General features: G+C 60.9%; 20 protein-coding genes. 12 read left to right on the top strand and 8 right to left on the bottom strand.

Translation table 11 applies throughout. The features are described 5' to 3' along the window. Window positions 1–32 precede the first annotated feature (32 nt). Together PQR62_RS19825 and trmL are read left to right on the top strand one after the other, a co-directional pair. Window positions 33–950: a phosphoribosyltransferase family protein gene (locus PQR62_RS19825; RefSeq protein WP_408159750.1), complete on the top strand. Its 918-nt coding sequence runs from the start codon at window positions 33–35 to the stop codon at window positions 948–950. A gap of 17 nt (window positions 951–967) precedes the next feature. Next, the gene (gene trmL, locus PQR62_RS19820) at window positions 968–1,450 is read left to right on the top strand and encodes a tRNA (uridine(34)/cytosine(34)/5-carboxymethylaminomethyluridine(34)-2'-O)-methyltransferase TrmL (protein ID WP_408159749.1); all 483 of its coding nucleotides are present in this window, start codon (window positions 968–970) and stop codon (window positions 1,448–1,450) included. A 95-nt stretch (window positions 1,451–1,545) separates the two neighbouring features. Here trmL and PQR62_RS19815 read toward each other — a convergent pair whose 3' ends face one another. The 4 genes from PQR62_RS19815 to PQR62_RS19800 all read right to left on the bottom strand — a co-directional run bounded on the left by PQR62_RS19815 (window position 1,546) and on the right by PQR62_RS19800 (window position 5,654). Next, window positions 1,546–2,340: an ABC transporter ATP-binding protein gene (locus PQR62_RS19815; protein WP_408159748.1), complete on the bottom strand. Its 795-nt coding sequence runs from the start codon at window positions 2,338–2,340 to the stop codon at window positions 1,546–1,548. 1 nt (window position 2,341) lies between these two features. Further along, window positions 2,342–3,235 (bottom strand): ABC transporter permease, encoded by an 894-nt coding sequence (locus tag PQR62_RS19810; protein ID WP_408159747.1) that lies wholly within the window; start codon window positions 3,233–3,235, stop codon window positions 2,342–2,344. A 208-nt stretch (window positions 3,236–3,443) separates the two neighbouring features. Next, window positions 3,444–4,418 carry an ABC transporter substrate-binding protein gene (locus PQR62_RS19805; protein ID WP_408159746.1) on the bottom strand — a complete coding sequence of 325 codons (975 nt, stop codon included), beginning with the start codon at window positions 4,416–4,418 and terminating at the stop codon, window positions 3,444–3,446. 258 nt (window positions 4,419–4,676) lie between these two features. Continuing rightward, window positions 4,677–5,654 carry an ABC transporter substrate-binding protein gene (locus tag PQR62_RS19800; RefSeq protein WP_408159745.1) on the bottom strand — a complete coding sequence of 326 codons (978 nt, stop codon included), beginning with the start codon at window positions 5,652–5,654 and terminating at the stop codon, window positions 4,677–4,679. A gap of 422 nt (window positions 5,655–6,076) precedes the next feature. Here PQR62_RS19800 and PQR62_RS19795 point away from each other — a divergent pair, with 422 nt between their 5' ends. Beyond that, a complete protein-coding gene (locus tag PQR62_RS19795; RefSeq protein ID WP_408159744.1) occupies window positions 6,077–6,487 on the top strand; it encodes a DUF2946 family protein in 411 nt (136 codons plus the stop codon). A 147-nt stretch (window positions 6,488–6,634) separates the two neighbouring features. Then, on the top strand, window positions 6,635–7,144 hold the full coding sequence (locus tag PQR62_RS19790; protein WP_408159743.1) for a copper chaperone PCu(A)C: 510 nt from the start codon (window positions 6,635–6,637) through the stop codon (window positions 7,142–7,144). A gap of 133 nt (window positions 7,145–7,277) precedes the next feature. Here the strand turns inward: PQR62_RS19790 and rfaE2 are convergent, their stop codons facing one another. The 3 genes from rfaE2 to PQR62_RS19775 form a co-directional block, all read right to left on the bottom strand. Beyond that, window positions 7,278–7,757 carry a D-glycero-beta-D-manno-heptose 1-phosphate adenylyltransferase gene (gene rfaE2, locus PQR62_RS19785; RefSeq protein WP_408159742.1) on the bottom strand — a complete coding sequence of 160 codons (480 nt, stop codon included), beginning with the start codon at window positions 7,755–7,757 and terminating at the stop codon, window positions 7,278–7,280. A 190-nt stretch (window positions 7,758–7,947) separates the two neighbouring features. Further along, window positions 7,948–8,820, bottom strand: a complete 873-nt coding sequence (locus PQR62_RS19780; protein WP_408159741.1) for a diiron oxygenase — start codon at window positions 8,818–8,820, stop codon at window positions 7,948–7,950. Between the two features lie 128 nt (window positions 8,821–8,948). Continuing rightward, window positions 8,949–9,896 carry a PhaM family polyhydroxyalkanoate granule multifunctional regulatory protein gene (locus tag PQR62_RS19775; protein WP_408159740.1) on the bottom strand — a complete coding sequence of 316 codons (948 nt, stop codon included), beginning with the start codon at window positions 9,894–9,896 and terminating at the stop codon, window positions 8,949–8,951. Between the two features lie 238 nt (window positions 9,897–10,134). Here PQR62_RS19775 and PQR62_RS19770 point away from each other — a divergent pair, with 238 nt between their 5' ends. The 3 genes from PQR62_RS19770 to queC all read left to right on the top strand — a co-directional run bounded on the left by PQR62_RS19770 (window position 10,135) and on the right by queC (window position 13,405). Continuing rightward, a complete protein-coding gene (locus tag PQR62_RS19770; RefSeq protein ID WP_408159739.1) occupies window positions 10,135–11,319 on the top strand; it encodes a DUF3108 domain-containing protein in 1,185 nt (394 codons plus the stop codon). A 262-nt stretch (window positions 11,320–11,581) separates the two neighbouring features. Next, entirely contained in the window at window positions 11,582–12,421 is an 840-nt protein-coding gene (locus PQR62_RS19765) for a DUF3108 domain-containing protein (protein ID WP_408159738.1), read from the top strand. A gap of 210 nt (window positions 12,422–12,631) precedes the next feature. Beyond that, complete coding sequence (gene queC, locus PQR62_RS19760; RefSeq protein ID WP_408159737.1) at window positions 12,632–13,405, top strand: 7-cyano-7-deazaguanine synthase QueC; 774 nt, start codon at window positions 12,632–12,634, stop codon at window positions 13,403–13,405. A 169-nt stretch (window positions 13,406–13,574) separates the two neighbouring features. Here queC and PQR62_RS19755 read toward each other — a convergent pair whose 3' ends face one another. Beyond that, window positions 13,575–15,941, bottom strand: a complete 2,367-nt coding sequence (locus PQR62_RS19755; protein WP_408159736.1) for a penicillin-binding protein 1A — start codon at window positions 15,939–15,941, stop codon at window positions 13,575–13,577. A gap of 411 nt (window positions 15,942–16,352) precedes the next feature. Here PQR62_RS19755 and pilM point away from each other — a divergent pair, with 411 nt between their 5' ends. The 5 genes from pilM (at window position 16,353) to PQR62_RS19730 (ending at window position 21,691) form a co-directional block, all read left to right on the top strand. Then, the gene (gene pilM / locus PQR62_RS19750) at window positions 16,353–17,471 is read left to right on the top strand and encodes a type IV pilus biogenesis protein PilM (protein WP_408159735.1); all 1,119 of its coding nucleotides are present in this window, start codon (window positions 16,353–16,355) and stop codon (window positions 17,469–17,471) included. Further along, entirely contained in the window at window positions 17,468–18,043 is a 576-nt protein-coding gene (locus tag PQR62_RS19745) for a PilN domain-containing protein (RefSeq protein ID WP_408159734.1), read from the top strand. The genes pilM and PQR62_RS19745 overlap by 4 nt, the downstream gene beginning before the upstream one ends. A gap of 32 nt (window positions 18,044–18,075) precedes the next feature. Beyond that, a complete protein-coding gene (locus tag PQR62_RS19740; RefSeq protein WP_408159733.1) occupies window positions 18,076–18,747 on the top strand; it encodes a GspMb/PilO family protein in 672 nt (223 codons plus the stop codon). Beyond that, window positions 18,744–19,391 (top strand): hypothetical protein, encoded by a 648-nt coding sequence (locus PQR62_RS19735; protein ID WP_408159732.1) that lies wholly within the window; start codon window positions 18,744–18,746, stop codon window positions 19,389–19,391. Before PQR62_RS19740 ends, PQR62_RS19735 begins: the two co-directional genes overlap by 4 nt. Before the next feature lie 143 nt (window positions 19,392–19,534). Next, entirely contained in the window at window positions 19,535–21,691 is a 2,157-nt protein-coding gene (locus tag PQR62_RS19730) for a type IV pilus secretin PilQ (protein WP_408159731.1), read from the top strand. Window positions 21,692–21,778 lie beyond the last annotated feature (87 nt).

Below are 21,778 nucleotides of genomic sequence, written 5' to 3'. Positions count from 1 at the left end.
GTTTAGTCCAATTCCCTTTTGCAGGTGCACCGATGGACCGCAAGCTTCCGCCCCGATCCGATTTCACCGGCGCCCCCGAGCGCCGCATCAGCAGCACGCCGCCGCCCGCCGCAGCGCCGACCCGGCGTCGCAGCGATCCGGTCAAGGACAATGTCAAAAATGCACCGGAACTGGTGCCGCATGCGCCGCAGCCGTTCCGCAGCAAACAGGGTTTCGTGCGGCAACTGCTGGCGCGCCTGCCGCAGTTGATTCCCTCCTCCTGCGCGCTGTGCGGCCGCAGTAATCCGCATGCGCTATGCGAACCTTGCCAGCGCCAGTTCTTTACCCGCAACTTCCGCCGCTGCGTGCAATGCGCGGTGCCGATTGCGATGAGCGCCAGGGACATCCGCTGCGGCGACTGCAGCAAGAACAAACCCGCCTTCGACGCCACCGTGGTGGCCTGCGACTATGTGGCGCCAGCCGACCAATTGGTGCTGGCGCTCAAGTTCGGCGGCGATCTGCGGCTGCCGCCCTTGCTGGCGCAACTGCTGCACGATGCCTTTCTGCGCGGCCCGATGCCGGGCGCCGGGGTGCAACTGGTCATGCCAACCATGCTGACGGCGGTGCCGCTGGGCCGCCAGCGCCTGCAGGAACGCGGCTTCAATCAGGCGCTGGAGATCGCAAGACCGCTGGCCGGCCTGCTCGACATTCCGCTGGTGCCGCAGCTGGTGGAACGCCTGCGCGAAACACAGGCGCAATCCGGCCTGCCGCTGGCGATGCGCCAGCGCAACATGCGCAAGGCCTTCATCGTGCCTTACCTTGCGATGGATCACGTCAAGGGGCGCCACGTCGGCATTGTCGACGACGTAATGACCACCGGCGAGACGCTCAACGAAGTAGCGGCCACGCTCAAGCGCTTCGGCGCCAAACGCGTGACGAATCTGGTTTTTGCGCGTACCCTGCCGACTTGATTTTTCAGGAGCTTGTCTTGTTTCACGTCGTACTGGTCGAACCGGAAATCCCGCCCAACACGGGCAACATCATCCGCCTGTGCGCCAATACCGGCGCGCAACTGCATCTGGTCGAACCGCTCGGCTTTCCGCTCGACGACGCCAAGATGCGCCGCGCCGGCCTCGATTATCACGACTACGCCAGCATGCAGGTGCACCCCGACTGGGAAAGCTTCCTGCAACGCCGCCTGGCCGATCCGCAATTCGACGCAGCGCGCATGTTTGCGCTGACCACCCACGGCTCAACCCCCTTCGCCAGCATGCAATTCCGCCCCGGCGACGTCTTCGTGTTCGGCTCAGAAACGCGCGGACTGGCGCCTGAGCGACGCGAGTCCTTCCCGGCTGCACAGCGCATACGGCTGCCGATGCGGCCCGACAATCGCAGTCTGAATCTGTCGAATACGGTAGCCGTGGTGGTGTATGAGGCCTGGCGCCAGAATGGCTACGCCGGCGGCAATTGAAACTTGTAGTCCGTCCCAAATGAAAAACGGCTCCTGATCGGAGCCGTTTTTTACAGATCACTGACACATCTGCGGATGGTCAAGGCCAACCCGCATTACCCCAGCAGCAAGGCGTCATCCGACAAGACCTCACCGCGCGTCTGCTCGAACATCTTGAGCAGATCCGGCACGTCGAGGCCGGCACGTTCGGGGCCGGACACATCCAGCACCACTTTGCCCTGATGCAGCATCACGGTGCGGTCGCCGTAGTCCAGCGCCTGGCGCATGCTGTGGGTCACCATCATGGTGGTCAGCTTGCTTTCGGCGACGATCTTGGCCGTCAACTCCAGCACGAAGGCGGCGGTCTTGGGATCCAGCGCGGCGGTGTGCTCATCCAGCAATAGAATGCGCGAAGGTTGCAGCGAAGCCATCAGCAGGCTGACCGCCTGGCGCTGGCCGCCGGACAGCAGACCGATGCGATCGGTCAGGCGCTTTTCCAGCCCCAGATTCAGGATCGCCAGCTTCTCGCGAAACAGCGCGCGCATGTTGCGCTTGATGGCGAATCCGAAACCGCGGCTCTTGCCGCGCGCCATCGCCAGCGCCATGTTTTCTTCAATCGTCAGCGCCTCGCAGGTACCGGCCATCGGGTCCTGAAACACGCGCGCGACCAGTCCGGCGCGATCCCAGGCCTGTTTGCGCGAGACATCCACGCCATCGATTTCGATCTTGCCGCTATCCACCAGCAGGTCGCCGGAGATGGCATTGAGGAAGGTCGATTTGCCGGCGCCGTTGGAGCCGATCACGGCGACGAACTGGCCGGTCGGGATTTCCAGACTGAGGCCGCGCAGCGCCGGGTTTTCAATCGGCGTGCCGGGATTGAAGGTGATCTTGAGATCATTGGCTTTCAACATCTCAGGCTCCCTTCATCAACAGCTTCAGCTTGCGCTTGCCCATCGGCAGCACCAGCGCAAACATCACCAGCAGCGCGGTCACCAGATTCAGATCCTGCGCCTGCAGGCCGATGAAGTCGCTGTTGAGCGCCAGCGCGATGAAGAAGCGATACAGGATCGCCCCCAGAATCACCGCCAGCGTGGTCCACACCAGACGACGCGCGGGCAGGATGTTTTCACCGATGATCACTGCCGCCAGACCGATCACGATGGTGCCGATGCCCATGGAGATATCGGCGCCGCCCTGGGTCTGCGCAAACAAGGCGCCACCCAGCGCCACCAGCGCGTTGGCCAGCGCCATGCCGGCCAGCGTGGCGCGGCCGGTGGCGATGCCCTGCGCCCGCGCCATGCGCGCATTGGCGCCGGTGGCGCGCATGGCCAGGCCGATTTCGGAAGAGAAGAACCAGTCCAGCAAAAATTTGGCCAGCGCCACCACCACCAGCAGGATGATCGGGCGCGCCACATAATCGGGAATCGCATCCGGCTGCAGGATGCTGAAAATGGTCGGTTCGCTGATCAGCGGCACGTTGGGCTTGCCCATCACGCGCAGATTGATCGAGTACAAGGCAATCATCATCAGGATACTGGCCAGCAGATCCATGATCTTCAGGCGCACATTGAGCCACGCCGTGGTGAAACCTGCCAGCGCGCCGGCCAGAATCGCCACGCCGGTCGCCAGAAACGGGTTGTAGCCGGCGGCAATCATGGTGGCGGCGACCGCGCCGCCCAGCGGAAAGCTGCCGTCAACGGTCAGATCGGGGAAGGTAAGAATGCGGAAGGAAATCAGCACTCCGAGCGCGACGAGACTGAAAATCAGGCCGATTTCCAGTGCGCCCAACAGCGTATACAGCGACATAAAAGGTCTTTCTTAAAAAACACATTCGGCATCGGCGCATGCTCGCCGATGCCGGATGTCTTCTGCGGACCGCATCAGAACGCGCGGGTAGCGCTGAACGATGCGGCTTGTTGCGGCTGGCCGGACGGCGGGTCTTTGTGGACCTGCCCCGGCACAGCCGGCAGGGGCTCAGGGCAGGCTCAGACCGGAGCCGGCTTCAGGAGCAGACTTAGTCGATCACCTTGTTGGCCGACTTGAGGAAGTCCGGCGACAGCGTCACGCCCTGCTTTTGCGCGGCGGAGGTGCTGATGTACAGCTCAAGGTTCTTGCTGGTCGAGGAAGCGATATCGCCGGGCTTTTCACCCTTGAGGATACGCGCCACCACCTTGCCGGTCTGCACGCCCAGATCGTGGAAGTTCACGCCCAGCGCGGCAATCGCGCCACGCTTGACGCTGCCGGTGTCAGAAGCGATCAGCGGGATCTTGGCGTCGTTGCAGACCTTGGCCAGCGATTCGAAAGTCGACACCACATTGTTGTCGGTCGTGGTGTACATCACGTCGATCTTGCCGATCAGACTCTTGGCGGCCGGCGCCACGTCAACCGAGCGCGGCGCGGCGGCCTCCACCAGCGTCATGCCCTGCTTTTCCAGCACAGCCTTGATGCTGTTGAGCGCCGACACGGAATTTGCTTCGCCGGGATTGTAAACGATCCCGACGCGCTTGGCGTTCGGCACCACTTTTTTGATGATCTCGACCTGCTTGACCGGATCCAGCATGTGCGACAGGCCGGTCACGTTGGTGCCGGACGGCGCCCAGCTCTTGACCAGTTGCGCAGCGATCGGATCGGCGATGGCCGAGTACACCACCGGAATGGTCTTGGTCGCGGCCACCATAGGTTGTGCCGACGGCGTGCCGATCACGACGATGGCGTCCGGATTGTCGCCCACGAATTTCTTGGCGATCTGGCCCGCCGTGCCGGCGTTGGCCTGCGCGCTCTGGAAATCCCATTTCAGGTTCTTGCCCGGCACGAAGCCTTCGGCGATCAGACCTTCCTTGGTGCCGTCGCGCACTGCGTCCAGCGCAGGGTGCTCAACATAGGATGTGATGGCCACGACCTTGTCGGCGGCCAGGGCCGGCGCCGAGCAAACGGCAGCCAGAGCCAGCGCGCCGACGATGGCGCGCAAAGATTGATTGAAAGTGAACATTGCCTCTCCTCTTGGTATTTCGCTAAATGATCGGTTTCTCGAACCGCATTGCTGCAGGCCGGACGCCGTTTTGTTTTGGGTTGATGATCTCAGATCGGTCTGATGTTGATTTTGGATAACTTTCTGTAAAGCTTGTTTGTCCCGCTCCGGCAAGCCGGAGGCGCAGTGTACTGCAAAGCAGCGACGTCCACCGCTTGCTGCCGCTGCCTCGAGACGGATCAAACCTGAGTCCACCCAGGCCTGATCCGCCTTCAATCCTTACTTGATGACCGTCTTGGCCGACTTGACCAGTTCAGGCGACAAGGTCACGCCCTGTTTCTGCGCAGCCGCGGTATTGACGAACAGTTCCAGCTTGCTGCTGGTTTCTGAAGCGATATCGCCCGGCTTTTCGCCCTTCAGCACGCGCACCACCACCTTGCCGGTCTGACGGCCGAGGTCGTAGTAGTTCACGCCCAGCGCCGCAATCGCGCCACGCTTGACGCTATCGGTGTCGGAAGCCACCAGCGGGATCTTGGCGTCGTTGCCGACCTTGACCAGCGCTTCATAGGCCGACACCACGTTGTTGTCGGTGTTGGTATAGATCACGTCGACCTTGCCGATCAGGCTCTTGGCGGCGCTGCCCACATCCACGCTGCGCGGTGCGGCGGCTTCCACCAGCGTCATGCCGGACTTGCCCAGCAATTCCTTCATGCTTTTGACCACCACCGCCGAATTGGCTTCGCCCGGGTTGTAGACCATGCCGACGCGCTTGGCGTTGGGTACGACCTTCTTGATCAGGTCGATCTGCTTTTCCAGTTCCAGTACATCGGACACGCCGGTGACGTTGGTGCCGGACGGCTTCCAGTCTTTCACCAGTTGCGCGGCGACCGGATCGGTCACGCCGGAATACACCACGGGAATCGACTTGGTCGCCGACACCAGCGCCTGTGCCGACGGCGTGGCAATGGCGACGATGGCGTCGGGCTTGTCGCCGACGAACTTGCGTGCGATCTGCGCTGCGGTACCGGTATTGCCCTGGGCGCTCTGATATTCCCACTTCAGATTCTTGCCGGCTTCGAAGCCTGCTTCTTTCAGCTCGTCCTTGACGCCGTCGCGCACTGCATCCAGCGCAGGATGTTCCACGATCGCGGTGACGGCCACATACTTATCTGCTGCCAGTGCCGGCATGGTACAGACGGCTGCCAACGACAGCGCGCCGACCAGAGTGCGAAGCGACATTTTTCCTAAGCTGGACATGCAGATCTCCTTCAAAAAATTACGTGAAAGTTTCGATGAATTGAGGTTGAAACTCGGAAAAGACGCTAAGTCTAGCCTAGGGCCTGCCAACAATCAATTTGCAAGGCGCGTCCCCACGCGCTAAATCGCGCTTTGCACACCGGCCGCGCGTTGCGAAAATGCTGCAATGATTTGAGGCGCCCCGGCGACCGCCGCCAGGCAGCCAGTCGCGCCTCTACCTGGCTCGCATTCATGGCGCCGACGAGCGTTTGCGCGGCCGGGCGATTTGCTGCGTTCGCACATGAATAGCATGGATGTGGCGGTCTTGATCAAGATGAGTTGAGGCCGCTCATGCCTCATGTGCGAGCTATTTCAAACCCGCATGCGGCGACATCCTGCGATTGCCTTGGCCGCGGCAACGAGTTCTATATAATCGACGACTTATGCGCTTTCGACTTCCTCCGCAACTCGGCAAACCCAACCCGCCCAAGAAACGACGCGCTGCTTTGCGCCTCGCATTCTGCGGCTGGAGTCTGGCGGCTCTGCTGCTGCAAAGCCTGTGGATGCCGTTCGCGATGGCAGCCAGCGACAGTCGCGGCGGCGAAACGGTAATGGCGATTTGCAGCACCCACGGCAACGGGCAAAGCGGTCAGCCGGGATCCTCTTCCACCGCAACGCACATGAATTGCCTGCTCTGCTGCGGGCATCAAGTATTCAACGGCGTCGCCGATTCTGATATTGCGCCGACCGCTTCGGCCTCCAGCTATCTGCTGCCGCAACGGATAGTCTTCAACCATGTGCAAGCGCTGCATACCGTCAGCCGCCTGGCGCGCGCACCGCCGGCGCTCGTCTGACCTATTCCCCGATACATCGCATCGATTGCCGCGCTCATGTCGCGGCTTACTATTTCCGGTCCTGCTGAAGCTGATCCAGACAGCCGGCGCCCGCCGCATGACAGCGGTGTTCAAGCAAATATTCATCCGAATCAAGTGGAGACTTTCATGTCCTTTATCAGCTCATTCTTTCAAGGCGCCCGCGTCGCTGGCGCAATCGCAGCACTGACTTTCGCCGTGTCGGCGCAGGCCCACGAATACAAGGTCGGCGACCTGCAGATCGGCCATCCTTACGCTCGCTCGACCGTGCCCGGCCAGCCGGCCGGCGGTGCTTATCTGAGCATCACCAATCAAGGCAAGAGCGGCGACAAACTGATCTCGATGTCGTCGCCGGTGGCGAAATCGACCGAGCTGCACACCATGGCGATGGAAGGCAATGTCATGAAGATGCGCGAAGTCGACGGCAATCTGGAAATCAAGCCCGGTCAGGAAATCAAGATGCAGCCGGGTAACGGCTATCACATCATGCTGATGGGGCTGAGCCAGCCGCTCAAGGCCGGCGACAAGATTCCGCTGACGCTGACCTTCGAAAAATCGGGCAAGGTGGAAGTGTCGCTGCATGTAGAAGATGCTGCCGCAGCCAAGGATGGCAAGGCCGGCGAACACGCGCATCATTGATGTCTGCAAGAGGGTGTCGCGTCGCTCGCCTATCCGGCAAGCAGCACGCATCTCTTCAGACGTAAAAAAAGCGGCATGCGCCGCTTTTTTTTCGCTCCGGAATTCCTGAAACTCTGCCGCGCTTGTGTGCGGCTTACCTGGCTTGCCGCACCTTGTTGAGCAGCTTGGTGGTCGAGCGGTCATGCTCGAAAGCGATCGCCACGGACTTGCCGCCGTAAGCCGCCACCGCCTTGCCCTCGGGGATCGCGGCCATGTCGTAGTCGCCGCCCTTGACGTAAATCTGCGGCTGCGACTCCTGCACTACTTCCAGCGCAGTATCTTCATCGAACTCCACCACCAGCGACACCGATTCCAGCGCCGCCAGCACCGCCATGCGGTCGGCACAAGTGTTGATCGGCCGGTCGTCGCCCTTGCCCAGACGCTTGACGGAGGCATCGGTGTTTACCGCCACCACCAGCGACGCACCTTCCGCCCGCGCTTGCGCCAGATAGGTCACATGCCCGCGATGCAAAATATCAAATACGCCATTGGTCAGCACCGCCGGTTGCGGCAAGGCGGCGACGCGTGCCTTCAGTTGCTCGCGTGAACAAATCTTGGTTTCGAAATCGGCCATGTCGCACAGTCCCGCTAAATCTCGTGAATGAAAAAAGCCGCACTTTCGTGCGGCTTTCGATATTTTACTGCCTTGCCTGCTGCGCTGTCCGGTTTTTGCCAACAGCGTTTGCTTCACATTCAGCATCGCCTCGTCACATCCGCCATCTCATCCATCTGCCACGTCAGGATGCGATGACGTGGAAATGAAATTAAGCGGCCGGCGCCGGAGTCGGTGCTACGACCGGCGCAGGTGCCATCCGTGCCGCCACCTCCTTGCGATAGCGATTCAAATCCTGAACCGAATCGAAGGTGCGCTCAAACAGCAACGACAGATTATGCAGAATGCGGCTGACCACTTTCTTTTCCCATTCGCTGTCGAACTTGATCTGGGTATCGAGCCACTGTTCCAGCCAATCGGGATCAGGCAGACGGCTCTGCACGGTATCGTTCGGGAACAGCGCCTGATTGACGTGCAGATTGGTCGGGTGCAACGGCTTCTCGGTACGGCGTGCCGAAGCCATCAGAACACCGATCTTGGCGAAGGCGGCACGCGCCACGTCGCCGACTTCGTTCATGGCCTTCTTCATGTAGCGCAGGTAAGCGCCGCCATGGCGTGCTTCGTCCTGGCTGATGATCTTGTAGATCTGCTTGATGACCGGCTCGGTGTGCCAGTCGGCAGCACAGCGGTACCAGTGATTCAGACGGATTTCGCCGCAGAAGTGCATCATCAACGTTTCCAGCGGCGGCGCCGGGTCGAACTCGAAGCGCACATTGTGCAGCTCCTCTTCGGTCGGCACCAGTTCCGGGCGGAAGCGGCGCAGATACTCCATCAGCACCAGCGAATGCTTTTGCTCTTCGAAGAACCAGACCGACATGAACGCAGAAAAGTCGCTGTCGCCGCGATTGTCGCGCAGGAACATTTCGGTCGCAGGCAGAGCCGACCACTCCGTGATCGCATTCATCCGGATCGTCTGTGCCTGCTCGTCGGACAGCAAGGAAGGGTCGAACTGATCCCATGGAATATCTTTATCCATATTCCAGCGAACCTGTTCAAGCGATTTAAACAATTCTGGGTACAGCATCTGATCCTGTCTATGTGCGTTAAGTGGTTGATTTTACCAAGCTTTTTCCATCCCCCATACTAGAACCGCAAGGTTTCAGGCATGTGACAGGACAATAAAGTCCTGCGTTTTGCAAGAAAACCTTGAGATCAGACTGGACGAGGGGATTTGGGCTTGCGGACTGGCGCTGGCATTTTTTTCCCGGATTGTACAACACTCGCCTTGGCTCCCGCCTTCGAAGATTGCGGCGCTTTTGTGATTTTCTTCGGTGCAGCCTTGCCGACAGCCGCCTTGGGCGCGGGCGCTTTGGCTACGCGCCCCCTGGCGGCAGGAGCGGCCGTGGCCGGGGCAAGCTTGGATTTGCTTTTTGCAGCGCCCTTGCCCTTCTCTTCATCCTTTCCAGGCTTCCTGGGCTTAAGGGAGGGTGCTTCGGCGCCGGCGCCATCCGCCATGGCATTGCCGACGGCCTGAGTAAATTGCTGCTGCAGCATATTCCACCAGGCATTGGGATTGGCCATGGCCGACTGCAAGTCGGGCATGATGCCAGCGGCCGGCTGCGGCTTTGCAGTATCTGCGGCGGCCTCGGCGGCACTGTGTGCAGAGGCCGAAGCAGGAGACGGATCCGGCTCATCCTCCGCGACCTCGGGCTCCGCATTTTCCTCTGCGCGCGCGGCTTCTTCATCTGTGCCGTCGCTGTCCGCAGTTGCGGATGGCGTCACACCCGGCCACATCGGAAAACCGAAGGGAAACGGCGGCATGACCGGCGCTGCGCCATCGCCGCCGGCACCGTTCTGCGCACCATTGGGGCTGGCCGGGGCATCCGCCTGGCGCGAACTCAGAATCGCGCCCATCGCCTGCAAGGTGGTCAAGGTGGCGCTTTGCACCTCGAGCGTCTGTATCGTCGCCCGCAACATGTTCATGTTGAGTTCCAGCCATGAGGCGACGGTCTTGAGGTCTGAGATTTTCTTGTTCAGGTCGTCGACCGACAGCGAAGGCGATGTCATGGGAGGTGTGCCCATGCCGCTCCACATCTGCTTCATGAACGCCAGGGTATCGGCAACCGAACCTGCGCCCGGCATATTCTCTTGATTCAACATGCGTGACTCCAACCAAACAGGGAAGAAAGAGCCGGCTGTGACGCCGGACTTGTATGGAAAACGATTGCCGGCAGGTGCACCGGCGCCAGTCATCTGCGCCACCGCCGGCGGCGGCAACTGCCGATCCGCCGCGCGCAGGCTCGCTTATCAGATGCGACCCGATAATGCGCTCCTTCCAGCCTGTATGCAACCAGAGCGGCGCCCCGGCAAGCGCCCTGCACGGTCTGAAAGCCGCGACATGGCAGGTAAGCGTACCGATTCCAGCAGCATCGCGATGCCGCACCGCAATACCTTCCGATACACTTACGCCATGCTCGAAGTTGCTCGCCACAAGAAAATGCCCTGGGGGCGCACCCTGCTTCTGATCCTGGGAGTGTTGTCGCTGCACGCGCTGATGATCGATTGGGGCGGCCGCTATCTGGGATGGCGCGAGAGCGCCAAAATGGATCCCGCCACCATCAGCGTCACGCTGCGCCCGCTGCCGCCTGCCCAGCCTGTGTCGCTGCCGGTGGCGCAAAAGGCGCCGCCCAGACCCACTCTCAAACGAAGTCCGGCTCCGGCAAGCGCACCCAGGCCTGCCGCGCCGCCGCCGGCGATAGCACCAATCCCGGATAGCGCCGCCGATCAGAGCGCGACACCGGAAACCAACGGGCCGACCAGCAACAGCGACGGCAGCGGCAATGCCAGCGACGGGCAAGGCGAGGCCAAGCCGCCCTCCAGCATCAGCGCCGAAGACGCGCCACCGCCCGCCGGCACGCACTACGAAACCAATCCGCCGCCCACCGTCACGCTGGAATATGACGTGCAGGCCACCTACAACCAGATGCCGGTACACGGCAGCGGCACCATTGCCTGGAAAACCGACGGCAAGACCTATCGCATCGACGGCAAGGCCGAAGACTTTTTTTTCACCTTCCTGAATTTTTCCAGCACCGGCGACATCAACGAATTCGGCGTCGCACCTGAGCTGTACACCGAAAAACGCATGCGCAAGTCTGCCACCAACACGCACTTCCACCGCGAGCGCAACACCATCAGCTTCTCGGCGTCGACGCAGACTTACCCGCGCGTCGGCGGCGAGCAAGACCGCGCCAGCCTGATCTGGCAATTGTCTGCCATCGGCCGCAAGGACAGCGCCAAATACGTCATCGGCGCAGTGATCGACCTGTTCGTGGCCGGCGCACGCGATGCCGAAATCTGGCGTATTCAGGTTCTGGGTGCGGAGCAGATCAGCGTGCCGATCGGCGATCTGCAAACCTGGCACGTCGTGCGCATGCCCAATCCCGGCTCGCACGATCAGCGCATCGATATCTGGCTGGCGCCCGAGCACGAGTGGTACCCGGTGCGGCTGCGCTACAGCGATCCCAACGGCGGCGACTATCTGGACATGGCGCTGAAGAAACTCGAAAAGCCGGTAAACTAGCGCTTTAAAATCTGCACAAGCAATCGCAGGCAACCCCGGCAACGCACGGACAACTCGACGGCAACGCCGCGCCCAGCCTGGCATCGCAGCGTTTGCCAAGGCCGTCGTCAAATCTGGAAACAATTGGGCACGAACTGTCGCCAAGGTGCACAGTCCCATTTGCAGGCCTCGCCAAGCGGCCTCAGGCCCGCATCGGCGCCGCCCGGAACGACATCGAATAACAGATGCCCGTCTTACGCATCATCTTGCTGAAGAGAAACGCATGAGCATTCAAACTATCGCAACATCGCCACGCCGCACATCTCGCCTGCACTCAGGCAACGCCATCCGCGCAAGCAGCCCAAGCGCAATACTCGGCAAACTGCTGCTGGCGGCAAGCTTGCTGGCATCCGGCGCGCCGGCCTTTGCCGCCGACGCCAGCGCCCCCCATCCGGCGGTCAAACGCGCCTTCAGTCTGCCGCCTTCGGCTGAACTCAGCTATTCGATCCAGGCCAAGCAAAGCGGCCTCGATCTGAAGGGCGAGGCGCTGGTCAAATGGAGCGGCAGCAAGGAGTCGTACAGCGTCAACGCCGAAACGCGCGCCATGCTGCTCGGCAAGATTCTGGAAACCAGCAGCGAAGGCACGATTGACGCCTACGGTCTGGCGCCGGCGCGCTTCGTTGAAAAGCGCCTGCGCCGCGAACCTTCCACCACCACCTTCAATCGCGAGCAGAACAAGATCAGCTTCACGCAATCGACCGATACCTTCCCGCTGAACGGCGGCGAACAGGATCGCACCGGCATCACCTGGCAACTGGTGGCGGTGGCGCGCGCCAATGCCGCCAAGTTCGTGCCGGGTTCGGAATGGACCTTCTTCGTTGCCGGCCCGCGCGATGCTGAACAATGGAGTTTCAAGGTGGTCGGCCGCGAGAAAATCAAGACCGCAAACGGTGAAACCAATGCCGTGCATCTGTTCCGGGCACCGCCACCTGACGATCAGGGACAGAAGCTGGATATCTGGCTGGCGCCATCGATGGAGTGGTATCCGGTGCGCCTGAAATTCACCGATCCGGATGGCGACTATATTGAACAGACGCTGGATTCAGTCAAGAAAAGCAGTTAACAATACGGCTTCAGAATGCAGGCCAGGGCTTCAGCGACACGCAAGCCCTGCCCGGCATCGTCGCAGATGAATCCGATCACCGGTCCCTGTTTCCGAATTGATGCGTCCTGAACTTCGACGCGTAAAAGAAAAAGAGAAAGCCGCCATCGGATTCAGCATTCCGCTACATTTGCAACATACATTCGCAACGCAAAAAGAAGAGCAAAAAACATGACTTCAGCTGCATCCGTCAAACCTCGCGGCGCCCTGGTTCTGTTCAGCGGCGGCCAGGACTCCACCACCTGCCTGGCCTGGGCGCTGGCGCGCTATCCGCGCGTGGAAACCATCGGCTTCGACTACGGCCAGCGCCATGCCATCGAACTGACGGTGCGGCCCTCGCTGCTGCAAAAGATGAAAGAATTTTCGCCGGAATGGAAAAAACGTCTCGGTGAAGATCACATGGTCGATCTGTCACTGATCGGCGCAATTTCAGACACCGCGCTGACGCGCGATGTCGCCATCACCATGCAGGACAACGGTCTGCCCAACACCTTCGTGCCGGGCCGCAATCTGATGTTCATGACGGTGGCGGCGACCGTGGCCTACCGGCGCGGTCTGGATGTGCTGGTCGGCGGCATGTGCGAAACCGATTTTTCGGGCTATCCGGATTGCCGCGACGACACCATGAAGGCGCTGCAGGTGGCGCTCAATCTCGGCATGGCGAGCCATTTCAAACTGGAAACGCCGCTGATGTGGATCGATAAGGCGGAAACCTGGGAACTGGCGAATGCACTGGGCGGCGAGCAACTGGTCGACCTGATACGCAGCGACACGCATACCTGCTACATGGGCGAACGCGGCGCACTGCACGACTGGGGCTACGGTTGCGGCACCTGCCCGGCCTGCGAATTGCGCGCGCGCGGCTATCGGCAATACAAGGCGGCGCATGCCGCCAAGGCCACGCCGCCGCATCCGACTGCATCTGCCGCGCCGGCTGCAAAGTAGATTCTGGCGAGCGAGATGTCGCATGTCCCCGACTCTTGAGTCGGCAAGCCGTCGCGGAATTCAGTGCTCAGCGTCCATAAAAAAAACGGCAGGGAGCACCTGCCGTTTTTTATTTTGCGGACACCGGATGCACGCTGCACCGAATCTCCCATGAAGTGGGCTCACGCCATCAGAACAACTCGTTCTTCATCTGCGTCTTGGCCTTTTCTTCTTCCGGCGACATGGCAGGACGATCGCCCATGCCCAGATCGCGCACGCTGGCGTTCGGCGGATACTCGGCGTAGTAATACTCTCCGCCCGCTTCGATCAGACCTTCCGGCACCGTGCGGTCGACATTCGGCACATCCTTGAGCACCTTGGACATGTAACTGATCCACACCGGCAAAGCCAGGCCGCCGCCGGTTTCGCGGTCGCCGAGACTCTTGGGCTGGTCGTAACCGATCCAGGCAATCGCAGTCAGATTCGGTTGATAGCCGGCGAACCAGGCATCCAGCGAATCGTTGGTGGTGCCGGTCTTGCCTGCCAGATCGGTGCGCTTGAGCGACAAGGCCTTGACCGCCGTGCCGTGACGCACCACGTCGCGCAGCATGCTGTCCATCACGAAAGCGTTGCGCGCATCGATGACGCGGTTCGACTCGTCATTGGCCAGCGCCGGCTTGGCCTGTGACAGCACGGTGCCGCTGTTGTCGGTGATCTTGGTGATCAGGTAAGGATTGATCTTGTAACCGCCGTTGGCGAACACCGAATAGGCGCCCACCATCTGCAGCGGTGTGACGTTGCCGGCGCCCAGCGCCAGAGTCAGATACGGCGGATTCTTGTCGGCGTCGAAGCCGAAGCGGGTGATGTATTCCTGCGCATACTTCACGCCCACGCGCTCCAGAATCCGGATCGATACCAGATTGATCGACTTCTGCAAGGCGCGCCGCATCGAGATCGGACCTTCGAACTTGCCGCCGTAGTTCTTCGGCTGCCAGACCTGGCCGCCGGTCTGGGTGAAAGTCAGCGGCGCATCGTTGATGATGGTGGCCGGCGACAAGCCTTTTTCCAGCGATGAAGAATAAATGAAGGGCTTGAACGAGGAACCCGGCTGACGCCAGGCCTGGGTCACGTGATTGAACTTGTTGCGGTTGAAATCGAAGCCGCCGACCAGCGCACGGATGCCGCCGTCCTGCGAATTGACCGAGACGAAGGCCGATTCCACTTCCGGCATCTGGGTGATGATCCAGTTCTTGCCATCCTGGAAGACACGGATGATGGCGCCGCGCTTGATGCGTTTTTGCGGCGGCGCCTTGTCGCTCAGCAGGTTGGCGCCGAAGCCCAGACCGGCGCCGGAAATCTTGATTTCCTCGCCGGTGGCCAGGACCGCGCTGATTTCCTTGGGCGTGGCTTCCAGCACCACGGCGGCGATCAGATCGTCGCTGTCGGGGTGATCCGCCAGCTCGACCTCAATTGCGTTCTCTGCCAGCTCCTTGGAGCCTTCCGGAATGTCCATATAGGCTTCCGGGCCGCGATAACCGTGACGCCGTTCGTAGTCGATGATGCCGCGCCGCAATGCGATGTAGGCCGCATCCTGATCGGTCTTGGTGATGGTGGTGAACACATTCAGGCCGCGCGTATAGGTGTCGTCCTTGTACTGCGCATAGACCAGCTGACGCGCCATTTCGGCCACGTATTCGGCGTGTACGCCGAAGGCGGCGCTGTCGCCCTTGATCTTCAGTTCTTCATCCTTGGCCTGCTGATATTGCGCATCGGTGATGTAGCCCAGCTGACGCATGCGCAACAGGATGTATTGCTGGCGCGCATGCGCGCGCTTGGGATTGACCACCGGATTGTACGCCGACGGCGCTTTCGGCAGGCCGGCCAGCATGGCGGCTTCTGCAATCGACAATTCCTTGAGCGGTTTGCCGAAATAGATCTGCGCGGCCGAGGCGAAACCGTAAGCGCGCTGTCCCAGATAAATCTGGTTCATGTAGACCTCAAGGATCTGGTCCTTGGTCAGATTGCGCTCGATCTTCCAGGCCAATGGAATTTCGTACAGGAATTTGCGCGACGCCTTCTGGATGAAGGTCGGCTCGTTGCTGGTGAGGAAAAAGTTGCGCGCCACCTGTTGCGTAATGGTGCTGGCGCCGCCGCCGCCGCCCGAAAGATTCGAGAAGGTCGCGCGCACGATGCCCTGGTAATCGACGCCGCCGTGCTCGTAGAAGCGATCGTCCTCAATCGCCAGCACCGACTTCTTCATGATTTCGGGGATGTCCTGGATATGCACCAGGTTGCGGCGCTCCTCGCCGAACTCGCCGATCAGCACGCCGTCGGCCGAGAAAATGCGCAGCGGAATCTTGGGCCGATAGTCGGTCAGCGTATCGAGATCGGGCAGCTTGGGATACGAGAGTGCGACGATGAAGGTCAGACCCAGCGCCGCCATCAGCACCAGCGAGACCAGCACGCCTATGGTGCCGAGAAAGAATCGCAGTACCGGATGCAGACGCTTGCGAGGAGGTTTGCTGGGGTTTTCGGCAGCGTTTTGAGGAGAAGCCATGCGCGAGAAAACGGAATTGAACCGGGTTGATAAAACAAGGACGCATTATAGCGGCTCGCCATGCCGATCTGAGCAGACGCAGCTTGCTGCCTCATTGCGACCTCGTGCGGCACCTACCCGGAACGTTTGCGCCGGCATTGCCGGACTGCGCCGGAATCATGTGGCATGGGGGTCTGCTGCCTGCCGATGCCTGCCATCAGGCAATTTCTCTCTCCGAAAATCGGGGTGAGGACAACTTCGCCAGTGTTGCAAAACGGCCAAAGCCTGCGCGCTTATCTCACTCAATATCTCATTCCGCATGGCACTCAAGCTTAGTCAAACGACGAGAGCGGCCCGAACGAAGTCCGTATCGCCGTCTATTCTGCGATCTATTTTTCAGGCTATTCCAGTTTCATCTATTGCCAGCGGATATTGCACAAACAACAATTTGTTTCCGCCAAGAAAACCTATTCATCTCTTGGAATGAGCTTGCTCCGCGCTGTTCATGCGGAACTCCGACAGGGAAACAAATTGAATTTCGCGCCTCGATCCACTCAGCAATCCGGTCACACGTCCATTTTCCGACGCTGGCATTCGGCCCCGGCCCGCTTGCGGGCTTCCAAGCTATACGCCGGCCTCGACCTCAATCCGCAGGCGCTGCGGCTGGTCATACTCTCGCCCGAAAAAAATCGCTGGCGCCTGGTGCACCGCGCGGTCATGCCTATAGAGAGCGGGCTGATGCATGAAGGCAGGATTCTCGATCCGGAGCATCTGATCAAGCTGGCGCACGGGCTGCTGCCTGCCCCTTACGCGGCGGCATCATCCCCGCCGCGCGCTCATCGCAACATGGCGCCGATGCCTGTCGCGCTTGCGCTGCCCGCTTCACAGCTGCTGACGCGCAGGCTGATCTTGCCGGCGCAGGCCGATGAGCAACAACGGCAGGTGCAGGTCGAAAGCGAAATGGCGCAATACCTCGCCTATCCGGTAGCGCAGGCTGCCATCGATTTTCACGTCGTCAGGAATTCCGCCCTGGCGGCATCCTCGCCCCACGATCAGGAAATCATCGCGACTGCCGCGCCGCTGGACTTGCTGCAGGACCGGGTTGAATTGGCGGAAGCATTGAATATGAAGGTCATGCTGGTCACTGCCGACGACCAGGCTGCGGATGATGCCCACCCTAGCGCGCATCTGCATATCGAGAGCAAGAGAGAGCGCGCGCTGTTGCGCCTGTCGACGCGGCGGCACCCGAATGGCGAGATCACTTTGGAGATCGGGGCAAAGACAGCGGAGCAAACCATTCAAGGTCTGCTCCTGCAACTGGCGCCTTATCTGGCGGGTGGCGAGATCGAATGCATACTCCTCAGCGGCATCGATCCTGCCGAAGACAGTCTTGCCGCAAGACTGGAAAAATACAGCGGCATACGCTGCTGCATAGCGACGGCCGGTGAGCTTGATCCACACAATCATCAAGATACAGAAAACAACGCTGAGCATCCTGCGGCCTATCGGACGGCGTTTGAACTGGCACGCCACTGCGCAAAAATTTCATGAGCGCATCGCTGAATTTTCTACCGCATCGCCTGCACAGCAGGCGTCGCCGCGAACTGCATTTTTATCGCCAGCTGGCTTGCGCCGCGGCCTTGGGCATCGTCATCATTGCCGCCATTGGCGCACTGCAGGACAGAGAGCTCGCTCAACTCAAAGAGCTGCAGCAGATTCTGGCGCTGCAGAACAGTGAACTCGACGGCCGGGTAAAAGACGCCGCCGCCATGAGGGCCGAAATCAGGCAACAGGACATCCACATCCAGTCGCTGCGTGCGCTGAACGCACAACGCGCAAGCGCATCCGGACTATTGCTGACTCTGGCACGCATCACGCCTGAGCACCTCTACTTGCGTTCAGTCCACATGACCGGTCGCGAACTCACGCTAGGCGGCCAGGCAGAAGACAGTCCGTCTGTGGAGATATTCGGCGCCAGATTGAGCGCGGCCGGCTTCAGGCAGGTGCATCTGCTCGAGTTGCGCGCACTGAACGCTTCGGCCTACGAATTCAGGCTGAGCGCCGGCCGCACGAACGATGAGGCTAATCCGATCACGGCACAGCCTGAGATGGGCCGCCAATGATGCGGTCAGATCTGAAGGCGCCGCAAATCCGCATGTCGCCGCGTCCGCTCAATGGCGTGCAGACGCTGCGTACACATCCGGCGCACTGGCCGCGTCTGCCGCGCACAATTTGTCTGCTGCTGAGCATGGGCCTCAGCCTTAGCGCAGGCTGGCTGTTCTACGTGAGCGATCAGACGACTGCGCTGGAAACGCTGCGCCAGCAACTGGATGACGGCCGCCAGCTTTACCAGCGCAAGCTGAAGAACGCGGTGCAATTGCTGGCATTGCATCGTCAAAGGGATCTCCAGCGCCAGCAACTGCAAGAGCTCAGCTACGCACTGCATCAGGATGCCGCCGCGCCTGAGTTACAAGTCAGCATCAGCGAACTGGCGGCGCGCCATGGCTTGCAACTTGCGCTGTTCAAACCGACGTTCTCGGCGTCCCGGCCTGCTGCGGCGAACCAGGATGCAGACACCGAAGCGGTAGAAATCAGCCTGCGCGGCAGCTACGCCTCGCTGCAAAAATTTCTCGAAGAACTCTCACTCCAATCGCCACTGCTGCTGCCCGAAGAACTGCATCTGAACGGCGATGGCGTCGCCAATCCAGATCGGGCCGGCGCTGCGACGCTGAGCCTCAAACTGATTTCCCGGATTGCAAGGCTGCCCGCTACAGACACTCGGAACAAGCGCCCGCGCTCCGGCGCCGCTCAAGGAGAACAAGGATGAAAACAAGACGTGACTCCCGATGTCGGGCGGCCCTATGCCTTTTTGCCGCACTGCTGCCACTGGCCGCATGCCATCGGCAGGACGAGGTCGCGCTCCTGAAGAGTTGGCTGCTGGAGCAAAGCAGCGCCGCAGAGCGCGAAGCGTATCGGGACATGAATTCAGCGACTGAGCACACGCCGCCGGTTCAAGCTTCGATTCCGCCGTCGCCCCAACTCGCGCCGCTGCACTCGGCCATGCGCATGCTGATCAATGCGCACGAACATGATGCGGATGAACATCGGCTTGATCCTTTCAACCCGGCGCGTCTGCAGCGCCGCCCGGCATCGCATCTGAGCGCCGGAGCTGTTGACAGAAATACAGACAGTGAAGAGGAAGGCTCCTTTGTTCCCGGCAGGCGCGAACGCGAGCCCGCCCCACCTCCTCTTGAAATCCGAATGATAGGCAGCCTGTCGAGCGACGACCTCGACTTCGCCTTGCTGCAAGTCGGCAGTGCGCTCTATCGGGTCGGGCTCGGTGATGCGGTCGGTAATCAGCCGCTGCGTGTGATCAGGGTCAGCAAGCGTTCAGTGGAGCTGGCGCCCACCGGCAAACGCGGGCCGAGAGAAAAGAACCGGATCATTGCATTGGAAGGAAGCACACCATGAGAGCTGCGAGCACATTCCCCATTTCAGACACCGAAGACGCCAAGGACGGGCCAATCAGTGCGGCTTGGCGTACGCTGAAAACGAAGATATTCCAACTCCTGTTCGGCTTGCTGCTGGGCTTGAGCATGCATGCAGATGCCGCCTTGAATACAGTTCACAAAGCCGAGGAGAACGGCGGCGAGAGCACGACTGTTCACGATAGCGCCGAAGAAAATACCATCGAAAAACTGGAGATCAGCCGGACCGGACAGCAGACTCAGGTAGCGATATCGACGCGTCTGCCATTGAGCTCTGCCCCTCAGCATTTCGCGACCTTGCAGCCGCCGCGCATCGTGCTCGATTTCGACAAGCTGGCAAATCGCAGCGGCCTGACGCGGCAAGATATGCAGAGCGGCGCCCTGCAAAGTCTGACGCTGGCCGGCGATGCAACACGTACACGGCTGATCCTGAATCTGAAGCAGGCCTCGGCCTACAGACTCAGCCGGCACGACAACACCCTGAGGATTCTGCTGGGATATCCGGAATCCGAGCCGCTTGCAGTTGCGGATGAAGCCGCCCGCAACGGTGCTGCCGCTGCTGCGCAGGAGCCGACATCCTCACCGCCGGCGCCCATGCCGCCAATGGCGCCGACGATGCCATCGTTCAGTCCACCTGCCATTTCCAACATCGACTTCCGCCGTGGCGAGGAAGGTCAGGGCCGCATCATTGTCGCGCTGCCGTCCGCCGCGCAGCGCCTGAATGTGCGCCAGCAAGGCCAGCAAATCGTGGCCGATATCTTCGATACCGAATTGCCGGCAGCACTGCAACGCCAACTGGATGTGCTTGATTTCGGCACACCGGTGTCGCGCATCAGCGCCATGCGGCATGGCCGCCATGTCAGGCTGGTCATCGACGCCGGCGGCATGTGGCAATACCATGCGTATCAGCGCAAGGACGAATTGCTGATCGAGGTCACGCCGCAAATCAATCCGCTGCAGCCTGGCCATCGCGTGGCACAAGGCAGCGCCTACCGCGGCAATCGCCTGTCGCTGAATTTTCAGAACATCGAGGTGCGCAGCGTGCTGCAATTGCTGGCCGATTTCACCGGCCTCAACCTCATCGCCAGCGACGCCGTCGGCGGCCACATCACCTTGCTGCTCAAGGATATCCCTTGGGATCAGGCGCTCGACATCGTGCTGCAGTCACGCGGGCTGGACATGCGACGCAACGGCTCGGTGCTGTGGATTGCCCCGCGCGATGAATTGCTCACGCGCGAAAAGCTGGAGCTGGAACAGCGCGCCATGATTGCCGATCTGGAACCGCTGCGCGCCGAGATCTTCCAGCTCAATTATCAGAAGGCGGATACCTTCCGCAAGGTGTTCGGTATCGGCGAAGACGGCAGCGTCAGCCCCGAGCGCAAGAACACCATCCTGTCGCGGCGCGGCAGCGCCGTGGTCGATACGCGCACCAATCAATTGTTCGTGACCGATACCGGCGCGGTGCTGGCGAATATCCGCAAGCTGCTGGAGAAGACCGATATCGCCGCACGCCAGGTGCTGATCGAAGCACGTATCGTCGAGGCCGACGACAGCTTCGGCCGCAACCTCGGTGCGCGTCTCGGCATCGCCGCCAAAAATGCAGGTGTGGCGCTGGGCAACTCGTATGGCGCGGTGGGCCAACAAAGCGGTCAGATCGACATCGATCCCGCCACCTATCTCAGGGAACAGGCGGTGAATTTGCCGGCGGCGGCGCTGGCCGGCGCGGTACCCGGCAGTTTCGCGCTGAGTCTGTTCAATGCCGCCGCCAATCGCTTTCTCAACATTGAACTCTCCGCGCTGGAGGCGGAAGGCAAGGGCAAGATCGTTTCCAGCCCGCGCCTGATCACGGCCGACCAGCAAGCGGCGCTGATCGAACAAGGCGAGGAAATTCCCTACCAGCAAGCCACCAGCAGCGGCGCGACGTCCACCGCCTTCAAGAAGGCCAATCTGAAACTGGAAGTGACGCCGCAGATCACGCCCGACGGCCACGTGGTGCTCAACGTCGACGTCAACAAGGACAGCCGCGGCACCGCCACGCCGGGCGGGCTGGCGATCAACACCAAGCATGTGAAGACGCAGGTGCAGGTCGAAGACGGCGGCACCGTGGTCATCGGCGGCATTTACACCCGCACCGAATCGCAGCGCGAAGCCAAGGTGCCGCTGCTGGGCGATATTCCGGTGATCGGCTATCTGTTCAAAAACACCGCACGCGTGGATGACAAGACCGAGTTGCTGATCTTCCTGACGCCGCGCATTGTGGCTGCCAATGGCGCGGTGCGCTGAGTCCGGCGGACGCTGAACCGTACGGGCGCCGGCGGCGGCCTCGCCTGCAGCCGCAAACCCGCACAAATCCTGCCCCATACAGGATTG

The organism is Herbaspirillum lusitanum, assembly GCF_046025995.1.
GTDB lineage: Bacteria > Pseudomonadota > Gammaproteobacteria > Burkholderiales > Burkholderiaceae_D > Herbaspirillum > Herbaspirillum lusitanum_A.
This window is presented reverse-complemented; position numbering and strand designations above follow the sequence as displayed.